Source organism: Maritimibacter sp. UBA3975 (assembly GCF_002384975.1).
Classification (GTDB): Bacteria; Pseudomonadota; Alphaproteobacteria; order Rhodobacterales; family Rhodobacteraceae; genus Maritimibacter.
Genome location: NZ_DGCP01000009.1, coordinates 359,544 through 376,765, shown reverse-complemented (window position 1 = coordinate 376,765; position 17,222 = coordinate 359,544). Strand labels below are relative to the sequence as shown.

Sequence of the window (17,222 nt, the reverse complement as noted above, 5' to 3'; positions counted from 1 at the left end):
CGGCTAGGGCGCGACTCGTTCGCGGTGCCAGATGTAGATGCCTGAGGCCACGATGATCGCGCCGCCGATCCACGTTGCCAGATCCGGGAACTCCCCGAACACCAACGCCCCCCAGAAGGCTGCGATAAGCAGGCCGACGTACGAAAACGGCGCGATGGCCGAGGCTTCGGCGAAGCGCACGGCCTGAATCAGGAAAAGCTGGCCAAGCGCGCCGAGCCCCCCGATGGCGCACATCATGGCGATTGCGGCGGGGCTGGGCGGCACCCAGTAGAACGGGACCACGATACTCGTCACGACTGCGCCCAGAAGCGCTGCATACAGCAGTGAAGTGCGCGGATCCTCGTCCCGGCCCACACGGCGCGTGAGCAGGATGAACGTGGCATAGCCCGTCGCGGCGATGAGCGGCAGGAACGCCGCCGGCGAGAACACGGCCGTCCCCGGCCGAATGATGATGAGCGCGCCCACGAGGGCTGCCAGCACACCGAACGCCCGGCGCGGTCCGAACCGCTCCCCCAGAAACAGCGCGGCGCCGAGCGTGATGAATACCGGGTTCACATCCATGATCGCCGTGGCTTCGGCGAGGCCGAGAAAGGTGAGCGACAGGAAGAACATGCTTGTGCCAAGGAGCAGCGACATGGACCGCACGAACTGGAGCCAAGGGTAATTCGTGCGCACGACGCGACCCAGCGAGGGCAGCACCCAGAGCAGCACGATCACAGTCTGTCCCGCGTATCGCGCCCACACCGCCTGCGCCACATGCACCTCCTGTGACAGCGTCTTGGCCAGAAGGTCCATCGTGGCCATGCAGAAGATCCCGGTCATGTAGAGCAGGATGCCTTTGCCTGGGGCTTGCAGAGGGGAGGGTACGGTCGCCACCGCGCGACCCTATGGGCGCGGTCTGGGATTGGCAACGGCGCAAAGTTGCGCGTCAGGCCTCCCGCTGCACCGGTTTGCCGGTGATTGCGGCGAAGTAGAAATCCAGCATTGACATGAGCGCCGCGGGGTCGCGCGTCAGTCTGCTGCGCAGTGCAGCCCCCTCCCAGCAATCGACGAGACGCGCGGCCATTTCGTCCACGTCCGAGTCCGCGGCGATGTCTCCCCTGGCGCGCGCTTCGGCCAGACAGCCGGCCATGCCGCCCGCGATCTCTCCGAAACAGACCGAGATTCGGTCGCGGAACACGTCGCTAATGCCCGAAAGCTCCTGTCCGAGCCCGCCCAGCAGACAGCCCATGTAGCCCTCGTCACGGTAAGATTCCGCCGTCATTTCGAAGAAAGTTCGTATGCGTACCAATGGAGGCAGAGTGTGGTCTCCGAGGCTCGCGGCCATGCCCTGGTGCACACCGTCCATGTAGGCGTCGATCACCGCGAGCGCGAAGTCCTCTTTGTCGCGGAAGTGGTGATAGAACGAGCCCTTCGGCACGCGGGTCTCACGCAAGAGCATCTGGAGACCAAGATCGTTGTAGCCGTGACGCAGCAATAGGGGCATGCCGGTTTCGATAAGGCGTTGCCTCGTGTCCCGCTTGCGCGGGACATGGTTGGTCGCTTGGGTCGTGTCGGGGGGCATGACGCTTTTTCGCTGGCCTCGCGGAGGCGGGATGCCGCCGTATCAGGTCTTGGTCATGTCTATCATGTGGTCGATGACCTGACCATGTTCGTGCTGCGGGCTGAACATGATGATTTCGGCGTCTTCCTCAACAAGTACGTTGTGGCCCGGCGGCCAATAGAACAAATCCTCTGCCTGCACGGTTTCCGTAACACCGTAGGAGTCGGTGGTTATCAACTTGCCCTTTAGGACATAGCCCCAATGCGGCGCCTGGCACAGGTTGCCCTCGAGGCCCTTGAAGAGCGGCGTCGTGTCGACACCTGCCGAGAGCGAGAAATACTCGCCACTGATCCGGCCCAGCCCCGTCGCATTTCCGAAGTTCTGGCGCTGGCGGATCACTGCGCCGGGAATACTCATCCTGATATCGACATCGTTCTTGGACACATGCATCGGAGTCGCTCCTTGTGCTTGAATAGACCGGTCGGTCTAATTTCACAATAGAAGCAACGCGCATCATGTCAATTGCGGATGCAAAGGGCGGTCGCTGGGCTACTCGTCCTCACCCGCCAGGAGCAGGACTTCACCCGCCGCCTCGAGCTCGCGAATGGCCGAGACGATTGCGCTCATCGCCTCTTCCGCGTCTTTCGGTTTGACCTTGCCGAGGTTGCCCATTTCTTCGCGCAATTGGTCCGCCATGCGCTTGGACATGGCGCCCAGAATGAACTCAGCCGTTTTTTCCAGCGGGCCGGTGGCGCCCGCGAGCGCGGTGACGAGCACCGCCGGGTCCACGTCGCGGGTGACCTTTGGCACGTCGCGTGCGTCGAGCCGTTCGGGAATGTTGGCGAACGTGAAGATGGCCTTGCGCACCTCTTCGGCGAAAGCCTTGTCCTCTTCGTCCAGCCCTTCGAGCACGTCGTCGCGTGTGGCAGCGGGCGAAAAGTTGAGGATCGCGCCCACCCGCTCCACCGGCGCCTCGGCAAAGGCTCGGGCGGGCTGCGCGTCGAGTTGTTCGGCGATGGCCCGTCCGATCCGGTCCACGACGGCAGGCTCCACCGACCCGGTCAGCGAGATCGCATAGGCCAGTTTGCGTGCGCGTGGCCCCGGTAGCTTGCCCAGAAGGTCGGCCGCGACCGAGACCTTGAGTTTGGACAGAAGGACGGCCGCAACCTCGACACTTTCCTCCTCCAGCACCGAGAGGAGGCGTGAGGTGTCCAGCCCCGCGATCGTTTCCCACGGGTCGCCGGTGAAATTGAACCCCTTCGCCTTGCGGATACGCGCGACGGTCGAAGCGCTGATGGTCCCGTCCAGCACGGTCAGCGCGCCCTCCAACCCGCCCGGAAAGGACAGGCCGACGCTCTCGATTTCCTCAACGAATTCATCGACGACGGATTTCAGCGTGACCCGGTCGATGAAGCGCATGGTGGACATCTGGTGCGCAAGTTCGGTCTGGAGCGTTTCCGGCAGGTCCGCGAGCTTGAGCGGCACGCCTTCAGCGAGAAGAAGCCGCACGATCACGGCGGCCTTCTGACGCTTGGTCAGTTGTTTCGCGGGTAGGGCCGGCATTCCCACGTCGGCCATGGCCATTTCCGTCGACACGTCTCACTCCGTCCCCTGTGACGGGATCAGAGTAACGTGCCATTCGTTAAGGATCGGTTGGGACGCGCAGGCTCAGTAGTTCGTGGTGACGCCGCTGCGGATCGTCGTTTCCAGCGCCTCGGCCGGCCAGCCGCCCGTTCCACCACGCGCGCGGATCTCCATAAGTTGGGCGTAAGCCTCGTCGATCCGGCCTTCCTCCACATAGCCCTGGCCCATGTAGGATCGCGCGAGGAGGTTGTCCGGGTTGGCAGCGATGGCGTCACGATAGTACCGCTCCCCGAGTGCCAGGTCGCCCAGATTGCGATGGACGAAGCCGCGGTAGGTCAGCACCCGGTCGTCGCCTTGGTCGGACATGGCCGCAAGCACGTTCAGCGTCTCACCGTACCGACCGGCATAGGCCAGCTCGCGCGCAGCCTGATACAGCGCGTCGTCGGTGAGCGAGCTTTCCTTGGGCGCCACGCATTGTTGTGCGTCCGCGTCCCAGACCATGCCGTCGCTGCACTCGGTTGTTGTCTCGGTGGTCGTTGGGGTCGCATTGTCGTCGGAGCCCACGGCGAAAGCCAGGGTCGGGAAGGCGAGGGCCGCGAGATACAGGGCAGGGCGCATTGTAACACTCCAGGTCATTGGAAAACATGCCCGCGCGGCAGGATCGCCGCCGGGTCAATCGGATGGGAAGGTCGTGGGATCAGCTCGACACGACCACGCAAGTCTTGGTTTCGGCGTCATAGATGGTCCCGTCCTGGCAGTTCGCGTGCGCCTCTTCACAGGCCGCGGATTCCTGCGCGATCGCACTGAACGGGAGCCAAACGAGAACAGCCGCCACGACGGCGGTACGCACCGTCACGGCCTCAGCCCGAGACGACTTCGACGCAGGCGCTGGTTTCAGCGTCCCAAGTATAGCCGTCCATGCAGGACGACGCAGTTTCCGCGTGTCCCGAGCACATGGCGAAAGCGCCCATCGGCAGAAGCGTCATGCAGGCGGCGGCAAGGAATGTCTTGGCTTTCATGGTTGATCTCCTGTTGGCTGACAGAAGGCTAGCACGAATCCTTATCGTCCGCGTTCACACGGGCGCGATCATTCTCCGAACACCCGCCTGAAGATCGTGTCGACGTGTTTGGTGTGGTATTCCATGTCGAACTTCTCGCGGATGCCATCCTCGCCAAGTGCGGCCATGACCTCCGCATCGGCAAGCAAGAGCTCTTGGAAATCGAGCCGCTCTTCCCAGACCTTCAGCGCGTTGCGCTGCACCATGGAATAGGCGTCCTCGCGGCTCACACCAGCTTGGGTGAGGGCCAGAAGCACGCGCTGCGACATGACCAAGCCCGGGAATTTGTTCATGTTTTCAAGCATGTTCTCTGGGTAGATGATCATCTTGTCCACCACGCCGGCCAGACGATTGAGCGCGAAGTCGAGCGTCACGGTCGCGTCCGGGCCGATGCCCCGCTCGACCGACGAATGCGAAATGTCGCGCTCATGCCAGAGCGCCACGTTCTCCATCGCCGGGATCACGGTCATACGAACGAGCCGGGCGAGGCCGGTGAGATTCTCTGTCAGGACCGGGTTTTTCTTGTGCGGCATGGCCGACGAGCCTTTCTGGCCCATCGAGAAGAATTCCGCGCCCTCCAGCACCTCGGTGCGCTGCATGTGGCGAATCTCGATCGCGACGTTTTCGATGGACGAGGCGATGACACCTAGGGTCGCGAAGAACATCGCGTGACGGTCGCGCGGGATGACTTGGGTCGAGATCGGCTCGGGGCTGAGGCCCAGCTGTTCGCAGACGTGTTCCTCGACCGCCGGGTCGATGTTGGCGAAGGTGCCGACCGCGCCGGAGATCGCGCCGGTTGCCACCTCTTCTCGCGCCGCTTTCAGGCGCGACAGGTTCCGGTCGAACTCAGCAAAGAAGCGCGCGAAGGTCAGGCCCATCGTGGTCGGCTCGGCGTGGATGCCGTGGCTGCGGCCCACGCGGACGGTCATCTTGTGCTCCATCGCGCGCTTCTTGAGCGCGGCGAGCACCTTTTCCACATCCGCGATCAGGATGTCGGCGGCGCGCACGAGTTGCACGTTGAGGCAGGTATCCAGCACGTCGGACGATGTCATGCCTTGGTGGACGAAACGCGCCTCGTCGGACCCGACATGTTCAGCGAGGTGGGTGAGGAACGCGATCACGTCATGCTTGGTCACCGCCTCGATCTCGTCGATCCGGGCCACGTCGAATTCGACGTCCTTGGCCTTCCACACCGCATCCGCGTTCTCCTGTGGGATGACGCCCAGCTTGGCCATGGCGTCGCAGGCATGTGCCTCGATCTCGTACCAGATGCGGAACTTGGTGGCCGGCTCCCAGATGTCGGTCATCTCTTTGCGGGCATAACGCGGGATCATGGGGCGGCCTTTCGGTTTGTGGGCGGGTCGCGCGCGTCATAGACTCGTGCCCTGACAAGGGCAAGGTGAGCATGGCAGCACTCTACGACTTCGAGGGCCGCTGGCGCGTCGCGCGCCAGATCGAGGACCGGCACGAGGGGCGCATGGGCCGCTTCGAAGGTGTCGTGACCTTTGCGCCGGACGGGGAAGGGCTGATCTGTCGGGAAGCCGGCGAACTGACCTTCGAGGGCGGCACGCCCTTCGCGGCCTCCCGCACCTACCTCTGGCGGCAGGGTGAGACCGGGATCGAGGTCCATTTCGAAGACGGGCGGTTCTTTCACCGGATCGGCACGGATCAGGCGCCGGTCGCGGATCATTGGTGCGACCCCGACGACTACCGCGTGGCCTACGATTTTACGCTCTGGCCCGACTGGCGCGCGGTCTGGACCGTAACGGGGCCGCGCAAGGACTATACGATGGTCAGCGATTACATGCGGATCGCACCGTGATCGCTGGCAGCCGTTTTGCCGCGTGAAATCTCGGGACCCTTGCAATGGTGGCGCTACTGAGACTTGCCTAAGAGGAACAGGTGCGGCACAACACATCAAAACGACACTGGTATTCAGGGGGACGACCCACATGGCGACACTGACGAATGACAAGGTTCTGAGCGAGGTCTTCGGCCCGCAGTCCGGCACCGCCCTGCGCGTGAAGCAGGTAGCTCTGGTGATCGTGGGGGTCGCGATCCTCGCCGTGGCCGCCAAGATCCGCGTGCCGATGTGGCCGGTTCCGATCACGATGGGCACGTTCGCGGTGCTCGGCCTCGGCGCAGCCTATGGTGCGCGTCTCGGCCTCGTTACCATCGTATCATACATGGTTCTGGGTGCGCTTGGTCTGAACGTGTTCGCAGGCTCCGGCGCGGAGGCCTCGGGCATCGCCTACATGCTGGGCGGCACCGGCGGCTACCTGTTCGGCTACGTCGTGGCAGTCGCGGCGCTCGGCTATCTGGCGCGCCGTGGCTGGGACCGTTCGGTCATGTGGATGGCGGCTGCCATGCTGATCGGCAACGTCATCATTTATGTGCCGGGTCTGGCCTGGCTCGTGAACCTCTACGGTCTCGATGCGCCGATCCTCGAATGGGGCCTGACCCCGTTCCTGATTGGCGATGCGCTGAAGCTGGTTCTCGCCGCGCTTATCTTGCCGGCGGCCTGGAAACTGGTGGGCAACGCCCGCGGCTGATCCCGGCGGCATCGTGACAAGACCGAAAGGCGCGTGAGCACCGCTCGCGCGCCTTTCTTAATGGGTCATGGTCTGATCGCTCAGTCCGTTCGAGATCGGTGGCAACGTCGGCGGTCGTCGTGGGGCGGTTGGCAAAACGCCGGTTCGGTGGTCTGGCGAGGAGCGACGCATGAAGGACAAGCCGCGTCTGGACGCGGGGCCTGCGCCCTCCTTGACCCGCCGTCGACCAAAGGGGGCTCAGTTGTCGAGGTGAAGGCGATTGCTTTGAAAGCCGCCACGCATCAGGCGGCCTTTTTCGGTGACGAAGGGATAGCGGTCAGCCCAGTCGCGAAAGCGGTCGTTCGTGACGATCCGCGCGCCCATATCGGCGGCAGCAGCCAGAAGATGGCCATCTGCCTGTGAGCCCTTGGGAACCACCATGATCCGGTCTTCGGGCAGGTTCAGGTGCCTGGCGAAGCCCGGATCGTGCGTATACTTACCGAACAGCAGATACCCCGCGTTCGCGTCGAACATCACGCCCGGGCGAAAGCCGTCCTTCTCCAGCCGCCTGACCACCCGCCGTACCGTTCGGATATCGGGGGTTTCGCCGTGCCAATACATGACGTTGGAGCCGTCGACGAGGACCGCGGGACGACGCGAACGGCGCACCCGCAGGACAAGTGCGCCGACCAGAAGGACGACGATGAGCGCCCCGAGGGCGACCGGCAACATGGCCTCAGTAGCCGTCAGGCCCGCCGCCGCCCTGCTGCCAAGGCTGAACGAGGTTGCCAAAGCGCGTGAAGCGACCCTCGAAGCTCAGCTCGACAGTGCCGATCGGTCCGTGACGCTGCTTGCCGATGATGACCTCGGCCTTGCCGTGCAACCGTTCCATCCGTTCCTGCCAGGCCGCCATTTCGTCCAGCCGGTCGTCGGAGGGTTTCTCGCGCTCAGCATAGTATTCCTCGCGGAACACGAACATGACCACGTCCGCGTCCTGCTCGATCGAGCCGGATTCGCGCAGGTCCGAGAGCTGCGGGCGCTTGTCGTCCCGGCTTTCCACCTGGCGCGAGAGCTGGGAGAGCGCAACCACCGGAATATCGAGTTCCTTGGCGATGGCCTTGAGGCCCATCGAGATTTCCGCGATCTCGTTCACCCGGTTCTCTGCGGTGCCGCGCACGAGCTGAAGGTAGTCCACGATCAGCACGTCGAGCCCGTGTTCGCGCTTGAGCCGCCGGGCACGGGCGGCGAGCTGGGCGATGGGAAGGGCGGGCGTGTCGTCGATGTAGAGCGGACAGGACTCGAGCGCCTTCGCCGCGTCGACGAACCGCCGGAACTCGCCTTCGGTCATGTCACCACGCCGGATCTGTTCGGACGGCACCTCGGCGGCCTCGGACAGAATACGGGCGGCAAGCTGTTCGGCCGACATTTCGAGCGAGAAGAAGCCCACGACCCCGCCGTTGATCGCGCCTTCCGACCCATCGGGGAGCTTGCCGCGCTTGTAGGCCTTGGCGACGTTGAAGGCGATGTTGGTCGCGAGCGAGGTCTTACCCATCGACGGACGACCCGCGAGGATCAGGAGGTCGGAGCGGTGCAGACCGCCCAGCTTCTTGTCCATGTCGTTGAGTCCGGTGGAGACCCCGGCGAGGCCCCCGTCACGCTGATAGGCCGCGTTGGCAACCTGAACGGCGTCGGTCACGGCATTGAGAAAGCTCACGAATCCGGTCGTCGCTTGTCCTGTCTCGGCCAGCTTGTAGAGCGACTGCTCCGCAGCAACGATCTGCTCGGACGGCTCGTTGTCCCTCTCGAACCGCGTGGCGCGGGCCGAGATGTCGGCGCCAAGCTGGATCAGCTCGCGCCGCTGGTGCATCTCATAGATGAGTTGCGCATAGTCGCGCGCCGCGAAGGACGAGATCGCGGCACCGGCAAGGCGCGCAAGATAGGAGGGACCGCCAAGCTCCTTGAGCCCCTCGTCCTCCTCCATGAACGCCTTGATCGTCACGGGCGAGGCGAGCGCGTTCTTGGAGATGCGCTGCTCGGCGATGTCATAGATTCGCCGGTGGACGGGCTCGTAGAAATGGTCGGGGCGCACGATGTTCGCGACGCGGTCATAGACCTCGTTGTTGGTCAGGATCGCGCCCAGAAGCTGCTGCTCGGCCTCGATATTGTGCGGCATGGCATCGGCCATATCGCTTGTGTTTTCCGGCGTCTGGCCCGGCCGGAATGGCGTTATGTCGTTCATTACATCCCCCAAAGACGTTGGGCGGGCATAGACCTTTGCGGTGGGGCCGCGCCAGTCCAATAAGATCGTGGATAACCCTGTGGGCAGGCCCGACGGCCCCGATGCACACGCTATCGAGTGTAGCACATCGCGTGCGAATATCTACATCTTGACAGGGGGCGAGCCGTCGAAGGTCGTGCAGGTGAGTCGTCCACAGGTCGTGACCGGGCCGCGGCACTATGCGATTTTCAGCCCTTGTGCTTGTCCTGCCACGCGCGCGGTTCGTTCAGGAAGGCCTCGACCTCGGCAAGTGCGGCGTCAGTGAAGATGCCCTGATCGCGGGCCTCAGCCAGAACGTCCCACCAGGTACAAAGATGGTGCAGTTTCACGCCGTGATCGCCGAGCGTTTTCTCGGTCTCGGGGAAGATGCCATAGTAGAAGATCACCGCCGTATGGCCACAAGTCGCGCCGGTTTCGCGGATCGCGTCGACGAAGGACAGCTTGGAGCCGCCGTCGGTGGTCAGGTCTTCGACCAGCAACACCCGCTCGCCCTCGCTCATCGCGCCCTCGATCCGGGCGTTGCGTCCGTAGCCCTTGGGCTTCTTGCGCACATAGGTCATCGGTAGCGCGAGGCGTTCAGCCACGAGAGCGGCGAAGGGGATGCCCGCGGTCTCGCCGCCGGCGATATTGTCGAATGCCTCGAAGCCCGCCTCGCGCATCACCGTCACGGCCATGAAATCCATCAGCGTTGACCGGATGCGGGGGTAAGAAATCAGCTTGCGACAGTCGATATAGGTCGGGCTGGGCAGGCCGGAGGCGAGGATGAACGGGTCTTCGGGGCGGAAGTTCACCGCGCCGATTTCGAGAAGCATCCGGGCAGAGAGCCGGGCGATCTCGGCCTTGTCGGGGAAGGAAGTGGGGATCATCTGGGTCTCCTGTTGCGCGCTCAGGCGTCCACGCGCCAGTGCAGCGGAAAGCCGGGGTCGAAGACGGTGACGGGTCCGGCGCCGCCTTCGAGCTTGGCCGGATAGTCAACTGGGGCGCCCTTTGTGAGCGTGATTGTCTCGTCGGATACCGGCAGACGGTAGAAGGTGGGGCCGTTCAGCGAGGCGAAGGCCTCCAGCCGGTCAAGCGCGTCTTCGGCCTCGAATACCTCGGCGAGGCAGGACATCGTGTTTGTCGCCGAAAAAACACCGGCGCATCCGCAGGCATGTTCCTTGAGGTGGTCCGGATGGGGGGCGCTGTCGGTGCCGAGAAAGAAATGCGCGTCGCCCGAAGTCGCGGCCTCGACCAGAGCGAGGCGGTGAACCTCGCGCTTGGCGACCGGCAGACAGTAGTAGTGCGGCTTGATCCCGCCCACAAGGATGTGGTTGCGATTGATAATCAGGTGGTGAGTGGTGATGGTGCCGCCCATATCCTCTTGAGATTTAACGTAATTCACACCGTCGGCGGTAGTGACGTGTTCCATCACGACGCGCAGGCCCGGCGTGTTGCGACGAAGCGGGTCGAGCACCGTTTCGATGAACACCGCTTCCCGGTCGAAGATGTCGACGTCCGGTGTCGTGACTTCACCGTGGACGCACATGGGCAGCCCGATCTCGGCCATCATTTCGAGCACGCCGCGCACCTTGTCGAAGTCGCGCACACCGGAGGCGGAGTTGGTCGTGGCGCCCGCCGGGTAGAGTTTCACAGCCTTCACGAGGCCGCTTTCCGCCGCACGGCGCACGTCCTGCGGGTCGGTGGTCTCGGTCATGTAGAGCGTCATGAGCGGCTCGAAGGCCTGGCCCTCAGGCAAGGCGGCCATGATCCGGTCGCGATAGGCGGCCGCATCTGCGGCGGTGACGACCGGGGGCACGAGGTTGGGCATGATGATCGCGCGGCCGAAATGGCGGGCGGTTTCAGGGAGCACCGTTTCCATCATCGCGCCGTCGCGCAGGTGGAGGTGCCAGTCGTCGGGGCGGCGGATCGTCAGGCTTTCGGTCATGGCGGGGGATTAGCCGTTTGCGGCGCGCTTCGCCAGAGGTTTTGCGCCTTGCTTCGCAAGTCGCGGCGGGCGCGCCTTCGGCGCGCAAGGCCAAGTCGGGGCGACGGTTAGGGTGTCGGTTGCGGGAAGGGAAGTGTCTGCCCCCGCGGGTGGGTTCGTGGAGCAAACTCATCCTTCCCCCGAAGTGCTTTGGAAGCACGGAACGTAAATCAAAGAGCGGAGGTGTCCTGCTTCGCGGCGCGTTGGCCGTAGCCGATGAGCAGTTTCGCAGCCTCGAGCGCAAGTGGTCGGGCGGGCGGGCTCATCATCAGGCGGCCCATGAGCGCGCGGTTCGGCTCTTCGAGCATGAGCGCGTCGAACCGCTGGCGGCGCCACAGGACGGCTTCGGTATGCAGCTCGGCAAGCTGTGCGTCGGCCATCAGCCGCTCGAACCACGGGTCGCGCAGGGCGTCACACTGGCGGATCGACGTGTCCTCTTCGGCGATCCAGTTGCGCTCGGTCCAGTAGTCGAGACCAAGCGCGTCGCCCTCGTGCACCGCCCGCCCGCGTGCGCGTTTGAGGATGTAGCTTTCCATAGCGCCCAGCGGGTAATGGTTCAGCTGGGCAAGACCGTAGTTCGGGCGGCCATAGGGCGAAAAGATCGGACCCTTGCGAAAGCGCGGGCCGAGGTCGCGACCCTCACCGTCGAACCACCGGCTGCCGTTGGCGGCCTCGGACGGTGCGCGGGGGCGATGGACGCCGAGTTCGCCGTAGGCGCCGTCATTGCGGTAAAGCGTCTTGAACATGCTCGCGCGCCACGGCCAGTACATGATCTCGGGCGCCGCCCGGGTGAATTGCGCCGTGATCGGCAGATCTTCGAACCGGACCACGCCGCCATTGCCGAAGAGCCGCCAGGTGAGCGTGATTGCGTCTGCGTCTGGCAAAGCATCCAGCAGGGCAGGCAGCGTATGGTCGCCCGTGTGGATGTTGACGAATTCGTCCACGTCCAGCGCGAGAAGCCAGTCTGCCGCGCGCACGGCCGGATGCCGGTCGGCCAGTTTCAGCCCCGCGAACTGTATGCCGCCCTCATGCGGACCGTCGTTGCGCAAGTGGTGGACCGGCGCGATCTCCGCCAGCCGATCGAGCATGGCGTCCGTCCCGTCGTCGCAATCGTTGGAGAGCACGACAAGATCGGTGAATCCGATGCCCAGATGGTGCGCCACCCACTCGACGAGGAACGCCCCCTCGTTTCGGACCGTCAGGACGGCGGTTGCGCGCATCACCAGTCCTTCTTGAACACCAGGACCTTGGCCTTCGACCACTTGGGAAAGTAGGTCAGCCCATTGCGGTGCATTGCGCCGAACACGGCCCTCACGCCGGTTTCGCCGATCCACTGGGGATGAACCTCGATCACCGCGAGCCGGATGCCCGAAAGCGTTGCCTTCTCGAAAAGGTCCGCCTCGGCGCCCTCGATGTCGCAGACCAGAGCCGTCGGCTTGAGGTCCTTCCAGACCGTGTTGATGTTCATCACCTCGATCTCGTGTTCGGCGATCACCGGTGCGTCGAGTTTCGCGGGTTCGGGGTCGAGCGAGGAGGTGAGGAGGTTCTCCCGCTGGTAGAAGGCCGCCTTGCCCTTTTTCGGGCCCACGATGGCGTTGGTGACGGTCACGTTGTCGATGTCGTTGACAGCGTGAACATCGCGCATGTAGGCGACGGCATCCGGGTTCGGCTCATAAACATGGACGTGCGACGCGCGGCAGTTGCGGGCCATGACCGAAGACATGAAGCCGATACCGCCGCCAAGCTCCAACACGACGTCTTCTGGGAGCACATTCGCGCGAACGGCGTCGGCTTCGGTCCGCTCGTAACTGTTTCGCCGGATCGCCCGCCGCAAGCGAGGTGTGAGCACCTCGGGCCGGTCGGGGAACTTGAGCCCCCGGCACCGGATGACCGCTTCGCCGTCCGGATCATCGGGCGGGGCGGGGATAGAGGTTTTCACTTTCATTTCAAATGTCCGGTCCTGTGCAAGCGCCATGTTCACTGCTCCTTGTCAGCCTGCGTTGTCCCCCGTTCTTGTCGTCGACGCTCTCCCGGCGTCTCAGCTTTCCATGTCGAGGGCGAGCGCGAAGGCCACCCGCTCCATCTCGGTCAGTTTCGTTTCCAGCGCCTGCGCGTAAAGCTCCTGAAATTCGGGCGTCTCATGCAGTTCGTCGGCCTTGGCGCGGTGCCAGTCGAAGCCTGCGTCCTGTAGCCGGGCGAGCACCGGATCGGCCAGCAGCCGCTCCATCTCGGCGCGCACGCGGGGGATGTTGCGCTTGATCGTCACGTCGCGGTTTCCGCCCCAGTCCATGCGCACCCAGTAGTTGATGCCGATGGAGCGGTCGACGTGAAGTGCGCGGCCGCGCTGGCGTTTGATGAGGAAGCTTTCGGCCGAGCGCAGGGCGTAGTGGTTAAGTTGCAGCAGGTCGTAACCGATCGTCTTGAGGTCCGAGCGCCAGCCGTTGTCCTTGTACTTGTCGGTCATGACCTGACCCGAGCCGTTCACCCACTGGACCTGCTCGCGCCGACCTTCGTCGAGCTTGTTGGGTCGGTGGCACGACAGCTTTTCGTAAGCCCCGATGTTCTTGGTCATCGTCTTGAAGCCCCACGCGGTGTGCGGCTTGGGGCAGTATTTCGGGGCGGCGTCGTCGAACTGGTCGATCACGAGGTCTCGCGACAGCTTGGTGACGCCGTTATGGCCGAAAAGCCGCCACGTCATCGCGACGTTGGTGGCGTCCGGCACACGCTCGAAGAAATCTTCGAGCCGACCGTTGCCGCATCGGACGTTCATGAACTCGTCAACGTCGATATGGATGACCCAGTCGGCGTTCTGGATGACGGGCTCCTTCAACGCCTTGTTCAAGGCGTGCTGTTGCGGTGAGTTGCCTTTCCATTCGGTATTGTCGCGGTGCTGAAGCACGCCCATCTCCTGCAACCGGTCGAGGATCTCGGCGGTCCCGTCGGTGCAGTCGTTCGTATAGATCAGGAAGTTATCCACGCCGATCATGCGGTGATAGGCGACCCATTCGAGGATATAGGGTGCTTCGTTCTTCATGCAGCCGACGATCACGTTGCCGGAGCGGCCCTCGGGCAGATCGCGCGGGGCGACTTCGGTAAAGGCGGCTGCGATTTCCTCCTCGTTCACGCGGCCCAGCCGGTTGTGTGGGGCGAAACGGCCTGACCGGAGGTGATGGAAGTTCTCCTTGGCGCGCTCGGACAGCAGCTTTTCGGCCACGGGGGTCAGGCCGCCGGACTTCGACGGTTCCTCGCCACTCATGCGGGCCTTTTGCGCCTCCTGCTGACGTCGGCGCACCTCAGCGGTCGCCATGTCGATCCGGGGCAGGGCGGCGGCGGCGTATTGCGTTGCGCGGAAGCCGTGGGTCGTCTCGGCCTCCTGCCAGGGTGCTTCCGGGCTGTCGGGGCGCAGGGCCGCTTCGAGCTGCGGGAATCGCTCGACGAGCGCTGCGTTCCCGTCCGCAAAGTGATCTGAGAGAACAGAGAGCGCGCCGGGCCGGATCGGTTCGCCAGCGATCTCGACCTCGGACATGAAGCGCGACTGGAGCTGGCGGGGAATGATGCGCCCCTTGCGCATGAGTTTTTCGAACACCTGATTGAGCGCGCGGCCCCGTGCCAGCGTTTCCGCAGACGGGCGGGCGGCCGGTTCCGCCGGCGTCGCGCGGCCGATGCCGGGGTCTGCGCCGAGCATGTCAACGATCTCTCCCGTCGCGTCCTCGGAATCGAAGAGTGCCGCGTCATAGGGCCGTAGATGCACGTTTCCGGTGCCGAAGACACCCTCCCAATGCCCCAGCGTCCCAGCGAGGTCCAACCAATGAGGCACGCCCTGAACCTCAGGAAATTCATTCAGAGCCGGGGCGATGCGGTTCCAGTCGGCAAGTGCCGCGCTGCGCCAGTTGTCCGTCCCGACCAGGGCGAGTTCCTGGCCGAGGTCCGCACGGCGTCCGTCAAGAATTGAAGCCTCATAGTGACGCACCAGCATCCGGGCCTGTTCGTCGACATGCATCACCACGTTGATGTCGGTCGAAAGCGGTGCCAGCATGGCTTTGAGGCGTCGCAATTCACCGGCATTGGGCAGGGTGGACAGTTGCAGGGCGGACAGGACGAAGACGTCCGGCCGGGCGCGGCCCACCTCCGACGCCATATCCTCGGCCAGCCGACGGGCCAGTGTTTCCTGCGCCTTGGGTGATCCGAACCCGCGGGCATAGCGCAGTTGATCGACATGGCCCGGGTCGGTCACGGCCATGTAAAGCTTGGTATGGTTGAGCCGCCCCATCCCACAATAGAGCACGCCCTCCTTCGCCAGCGCCCCGCGCTTGTCGTTGAACACGGATTGGAGGCGCTCGGCGCCGCAATTGGGCAGGCCGATATGAAGCAGGATCTTCATGCCTTGGCGCTCCGGCTCGCAGGGGCGGTCTCGCCCCCGTCGCTATCTTCCGCCGGGCGGTTCTCGTTCTCGTTCGCCTTGCCCCACCACGGAAGATCAACACCCGTAAAGGCCGAAATTTTCTCGGGCGCATGTGCGTCGGCGATATCGAATTCCAGGAAATCTTCAGCCCCGTCAAAGACATGCCGGCAGAAATTGATGTGCGCTTCGATCCAGCGTTCGATCTCACCGGGGTTCTGGCCGTGAAATTGCGGCAGGCCCGGAACGTGGTTGTCCGGCAGGCGCGTCTTGCCGAGGTTCGACCAGCGCCGGATGCTGTCCGCATGGCTTTCAGGGTCGCGCCGTGACAGCAGGAACCGCGCCCCGGGATGGTGTGCGCGGATGGCCGCGATGATGGCCCAATCCGTCTGCGGCCAGAAATTGCGGCCGCGTCGGACCACCGAAATCTCGGTATAGGCATCGAAGTCCGCCATGTCCGCCAGCGGGTCGCCGCTTTCGAAATACCCTTTGTACATCAGCCGCCCGACGAAGCCGACCTTGTTGCCCTTCGCATCCCGCGCCATCCAGTCGGCCACGCGCAATCCGGCGGCGTTGAAGGCGGTGGCGAGCGTTGTGGTGCCCGACTTCGGCAGGCCCAGATTGATGATCTTCGGCACGCTCACGCGATCAGCTCCATCAAGGCGATCTCGGCCGGGCTTTCGTGCGGCGTGGCAAGCAGCCGCGCGCGCAGATCCTGATAGCCGGGACGCGACAGGAGCGCATCACGCTTGGCCCGGTGCGCGGCGCAAGCAGCAGCATGCAAGTCGGCCACACCGGGGAGCGCCATGAGCGCCGCCATTTCCTCTTTCAGTCGGGGCAGGCAACGCAGGATCGAGCGATCCTCCCACGACGGGTCGTTGCGTTCACGCCAATAGCTGTCGTCAAATTCCCGGTTCTCGCGGTTCACATCGCCCCGGTCGTTCTTGACGAGGTAACTGTCGAGCGACCGCAGGGCATAGTGGTTGAGCGTCGCAAACTCCCGCGCGCCTTTGGCCGGGAACTTGCGTTTGCGGTTCTTGTTCGCGGCGGTGCGGAATTTCCACGGCACGTCGCGCCCCGATCCGTCCGTCCAACCGGGCCGACCGGCCTTCTTGATCCCGCCCTTCATGAACGGGCGATGCGCGCCAAAGTATTGCACCGGAAAATCGTTCCGCGTCAGGGTCTTGACCTCCTGGGCCAGCTCATCGCACCAGATGTCCGGATTGTGGGAGTAGGTGAATTGCTCGATCACCGGCCGGTCCTCGAAGGTCTCGACCCCTCCGTTCGCCATGAACTGGAACGTGAGCGAGATCGCATGCGGGTTACCACAGGCCGCGATCAATTCCGGGATCGTCCCGTCACCCACATGAATGTTTAGGAACTCGTCCACATCCGCGACCCAGACCCAGTCGGCCCCGGCCATCGCCGGCTGGCGCGTGGCGTGTTTCAGCGCTTCCATCTGGTAGTTGCGCCCCTCGGCGGGGTTGGGCAGGTGGGTCACGAGCCCCTCGGACGCGAGCGCATCCAGCATCGTGTCCGTCCCGTCGTCGCAATCGTTGGAGTAGAACAGGAAGTCCGTGACGCCGATCACGCGGTTGAAGGCAATCCACTCGATCAGAAAGGGCCCTTCGTTCTTCACGCAGGTGACGGCGGTGATACGCATCAACGCGCCTCCGTCCTGGGATCGGGAAGGGTCATCATCTGTCCGCCTGCTCGTCTGTCGCCGGGTCGGCCCGGTCTCACGTGATTATTGCCATACTATGCGCAAAATGCGGGAAAATCGTCAACTTTTTCCCAAGGGGTCCGGTTTCTGCTGTGCCATCGCGGTGACAGGGCTGTCCGCGCGCAACCTGACAGTTTCGTGCG

The 17,222-nt window shown here is 64.0% G+C and carries 19 protein-coding genes; 2 read left to right on the top strand and 17 right to left on the bottom strand.

Annotated features, from left to right (window positions below):
- Positions 1-3: 3 nt before the first annotated feature.
- The 8 genes from B2585_RS06855 to purB form a co-directional block, all read right to left on the bottom strand.
- Positions 4-876 (bottom strand): DMT family transporter, encoded by an 873-nt coding sequence (locus B2585_RS06855; RefSeq protein WP_292021353.1) that lies wholly within the window; start codon positions 874-876, stop codon positions 4-6.
- Positions 877-928: 52 nt separating this feature from the next.
- Positions 929-1,564 (bottom strand): TetR/AcrR family transcriptional regulator, encoded by a 636-nt coding sequence (locus B2585_RS06850; RefSeq protein WP_292021351.1) that lies wholly within the window; start codon positions 1,562-1,564, stop codon positions 929-931.
- Positions 1,565-1,606: 42 nt separating this feature from the next.
- Positions 1,607-1,993, bottom strand: a complete 387-nt coding sequence (locus B2585_RS06845) for a hypothetical protein (protein ID WP_292021350.1) — start codon at positions 1,991-1,993, stop codon at positions 1,607-1,609.
- A 99-nt stretch (positions 1,994-2,092) separates the two neighbouring features.
- Entirely contained in the window at positions 2,093-3,127 is a 1,035-nt protein-coding gene (locus tag B2585_RS06840) for a flagellar motor switch protein FliG (RefSeq protein WP_292022751.1), read from the bottom strand.
- 84 nt (positions 3,128-3,211) lie between these two features.
- The gene (locus B2585_RS06835; RefSeq protein WP_292021348.1) at positions 3,212-3,745 is read right to left on the bottom strand and encodes a hypothetical protein; all 534 of its coding nucleotides are present in this window, start codon (positions 3,743-3,745) and stop codon (positions 3,212-3,214) included.
- Between the two features lie 79 nt (positions 3,746-3,824).
- The gene (locus B2585_RS06830; protein ID WP_292021344.1) at positions 3,825-3,983 is read right to left on the bottom strand and encodes a hypothetical protein; all 159 of its coding nucleotides are present in this window, start codon (positions 3,981-3,983) and stop codon (positions 3,825-3,827) included.
- 4 nt (positions 3,984-3,987) lie between these two features.
- Positions 3,988-4,146 carry a hypothetical protein gene (locus B2585_RS06825; protein WP_292021342.1) on the bottom strand — a complete coding sequence of 53 codons (159 nt, stop codon included), beginning with the start codon at positions 4,144-4,146 and terminating at the stop codon, positions 3,988-3,990.
- A gap of 68 nt (positions 4,147-4,214) precedes the next feature.
- A complete protein-coding gene (gene purB, locus B2585_RS06820) occupies positions 4,215-5,519 on the bottom strand; it encodes an adenylosuccinate lyase (RefSeq protein ID WP_292021339.1) in 1,305 nt (434 codons plus the stop codon).
- A 71-nt stretch (positions 5,520-5,590) separates the two neighbouring features.
- On the opposite strand from purB, the gene B2585_RS06815 reads away from it, so the two are divergent.
- Both B2585_RS06815 and B2585_RS06810 read left to right on the top strand, forming a co-directional pair.
- Entirely contained in the window at positions 5,591-6,007 is a 417-nt protein-coding gene (locus tag B2585_RS06815) for a DUF6314 family protein (protein WP_292021338.1), read from the top strand.
- A 130-nt stretch (positions 6,008-6,137) separates the two neighbouring features.
- The gene (locus B2585_RS06810; protein WP_292021336.1) at positions 6,138-6,737 is read left to right on the top strand and encodes a biotin transporter BioY; all 600 of its coding nucleotides are present in this window, start codon (positions 6,138-6,140) and stop codon (positions 6,735-6,737) included.
- Positions 6,738-6,974: 237 nt separating this feature from the next.
- Here the strand turns inward: B2585_RS06810 and B2585_RS06805 are convergent, their stop codons facing one another.
- From B2585_RS06805 to B2585_RS06765, 9 genes are all read right to left on the bottom strand, one after another.
- Positions 6,975-7,448 (bottom strand): NYN domain-containing protein, encoded by a 474-nt coding sequence (locus B2585_RS06805; protein WP_292021334.1) that lies wholly within the window; start codon positions 7,446-7,448, stop codon positions 6,975-6,977.
- A 4-nt stretch (positions 7,449-7,452) separates the two neighbouring features.
- Positions 7,453-8,955: a replicative DNA helicase gene (locus B2585_RS06800; RefSeq protein WP_292021332.1), complete on the bottom strand. Its 1,503-nt coding sequence runs from the start codon at positions 8,953-8,955 to the stop codon at positions 7,453-7,455.
- A 227-nt stretch (positions 8,956-9,182) separates the two neighbouring features.
- The gene (locus B2585_RS06795; RefSeq protein ID WP_292021330.1) at positions 9,183-9,860 is read right to left on the bottom strand and encodes an orotate phosphoribosyltransferase; all 678 of its coding nucleotides are present in this window, start codon (positions 9,858-9,860) and stop codon (positions 9,183-9,185) included.
- A 20-nt stretch (positions 9,861-9,880) separates the two neighbouring features.
- Positions 9,881-10,918 carry a dihydroorotase gene (gene pyrC, locus B2585_RS06790; protein WP_292021328.1) on the bottom strand — a complete coding sequence of 346 codons (1,038 nt, stop codon included), beginning with the start codon at positions 10,916-10,918 and terminating at the stop codon, positions 9,881-9,883.
- Between the two features lie 209 nt (positions 10,919-11,127).
- Positions 11,128-12,177, bottom strand: coding sequence for a glycosyltransferase family 2 protein (locus tag B2585_RS06785; RefSeq protein WP_292021326.1), 1,050 nt, complete (start codon positions 12,175-12,177; stop codon positions 11,128-11,130).
- The gene (locus B2585_RS06780; protein WP_292021324.1) at positions 12,177-12,896 is read right to left on the bottom strand and encodes an FkbM family methyltransferase; all 720 of its coding nucleotides are present in this window, start codon (positions 12,894-12,896) and stop codon (positions 12,177-12,179) included. The genes B2585_RS06785 and B2585_RS06780 overlap by 1 nt, the downstream gene beginning before the upstream one ends.
- A 99-nt stretch (positions 12,897-12,995) precedes the next feature.
- Positions 12,996-15,338: a glycosyltransferase family 2 protein gene (locus B2585_RS06775; RefSeq protein ID WP_292021323.1), complete on the bottom strand. Its 2,343-nt coding sequence runs from the start codon at positions 15,336-15,338 to the stop codon at positions 12,996-12,998.
- Positions 15,335-16,000: a sulfotransferase gene (locus B2585_RS06770; RefSeq protein ID WP_292021320.1), complete on the bottom strand. Its 666-nt coding sequence runs from the start codon at positions 15,998-16,000 to the stop codon at positions 15,335-15,337. Before B2585_RS06770 ends, B2585_RS06775 begins: the two co-directional genes overlap by 4 nt.
- A complete protein-coding gene (locus tag B2585_RS06765) occupies positions 15,997-17,019 on the bottom strand; it encodes a glycosyltransferase family 2 protein (protein WP_292021318.1) in 1,023 nt (340 codons plus the stop codon). Before B2585_RS06765 ends, B2585_RS06770 begins: the two co-directional genes overlap by 4 nt.
- Between the last annotated feature and the right edge of the window lie 203 nt (positions 17,020-17,222).

Coding starts and splice junctions, on each gene's coding strand:
- B2585_RS06850 (WP_292021351.1), bottom strand. CDS start 1,564: ATGCCCCCCGACACGACCCAAGCGACCAACCATGTCCCGCGCAAGCGG.
- B2585_RS06845 (WP_292021350.1), bottom strand. CDS start 1,993: ATGCATGTGTCCAAGAACGATGTCGATATCAGGATGAGTATTCCCGGC.
- B2585_RS06840 (WP_292022751.1), bottom strand. CDS start 3,127: ATGGCCATGGCCGACGTGGGAATGCCGGCCCTACCCGCGAAACAACTG.
- B2585_RS06835 (WP_292021348.1), bottom strand. CDS start 3,745: ATGCGCCCTGCCCTGTATCTCGCGGCCCTCGCCTTCCCGACCCTGGCT.
- B2585_RS06825 (WP_292021342.1), bottom strand. CDS start 4,146: ATGAAAGCCAAGACATTCCTTGCCGCCGCCTGCATGACGCTTCTGCCG.
- purB (WP_292021339.1), bottom strand. CDS start 5,519: ATGATCCCGCGTTATGCCCGCAAAGAGATGACCGACATCTGGGAGCCG.
- B2585_RS06815 (WP_292021338.1), top strand. CDS start 5,591: ATGGCAGCACTCTACGACTTCGAGGGCCGCTGGCGCGTCGCGCGCCAG.
- B2585_RS06810 (WP_292021336.1), top strand. CDS start 6,138: ATGGCGACACTGACGAATGACAAGGTTCTGAGCGAGGTCTTCGGCCCG.
- B2585_RS06805 (WP_292021334.1), bottom strand. CDS start 7,448: ATGTTGCCGGTCGCCCTCGGGGCGCTCATCGTCGTCCTTCTGGTCGGC.
- B2585_RS06800 (WP_292021332.1), bottom strand. CDS start 8,955: ATGAACGACATAACGCCATTCCGGCCGGGCCAGACGCCGGAAAACACA.
- B2585_RS06795 (WP_292021330.1), bottom strand. CDS start 9,860: ATGATCCCCACTTCCTTCCCCGACAAGGCCGAGATCGCCCGGCTCTCT.
- pyrC (WP_292021328.1), bottom strand. CDS start 10,918: ATGACCGAAAGCCTGACGATCCGCCGCCCCGACGACTGGCACCTCCAC.
- B2585_RS06785 (WP_292021326.1), bottom strand. CDS start 12,177: ATGCGCGCAACCGCCGTCCTGACGGTCCGAAACGAGGGGGCGTTCCTC.
- B2585_RS06775 (WP_292021323.1), bottom strand. CDS start 15,338: ATGAAGATCCTGCTTCATATCGGCCTGCCCAATTGCGGCGCCGAGCGC.
- B2585_RS06765 (WP_292021318.1), bottom strand. CDS start 17,019: ATGCGTATCACCGCCGTCACCTGCGTGAAGAACGAAGGGCCCTTTCTG.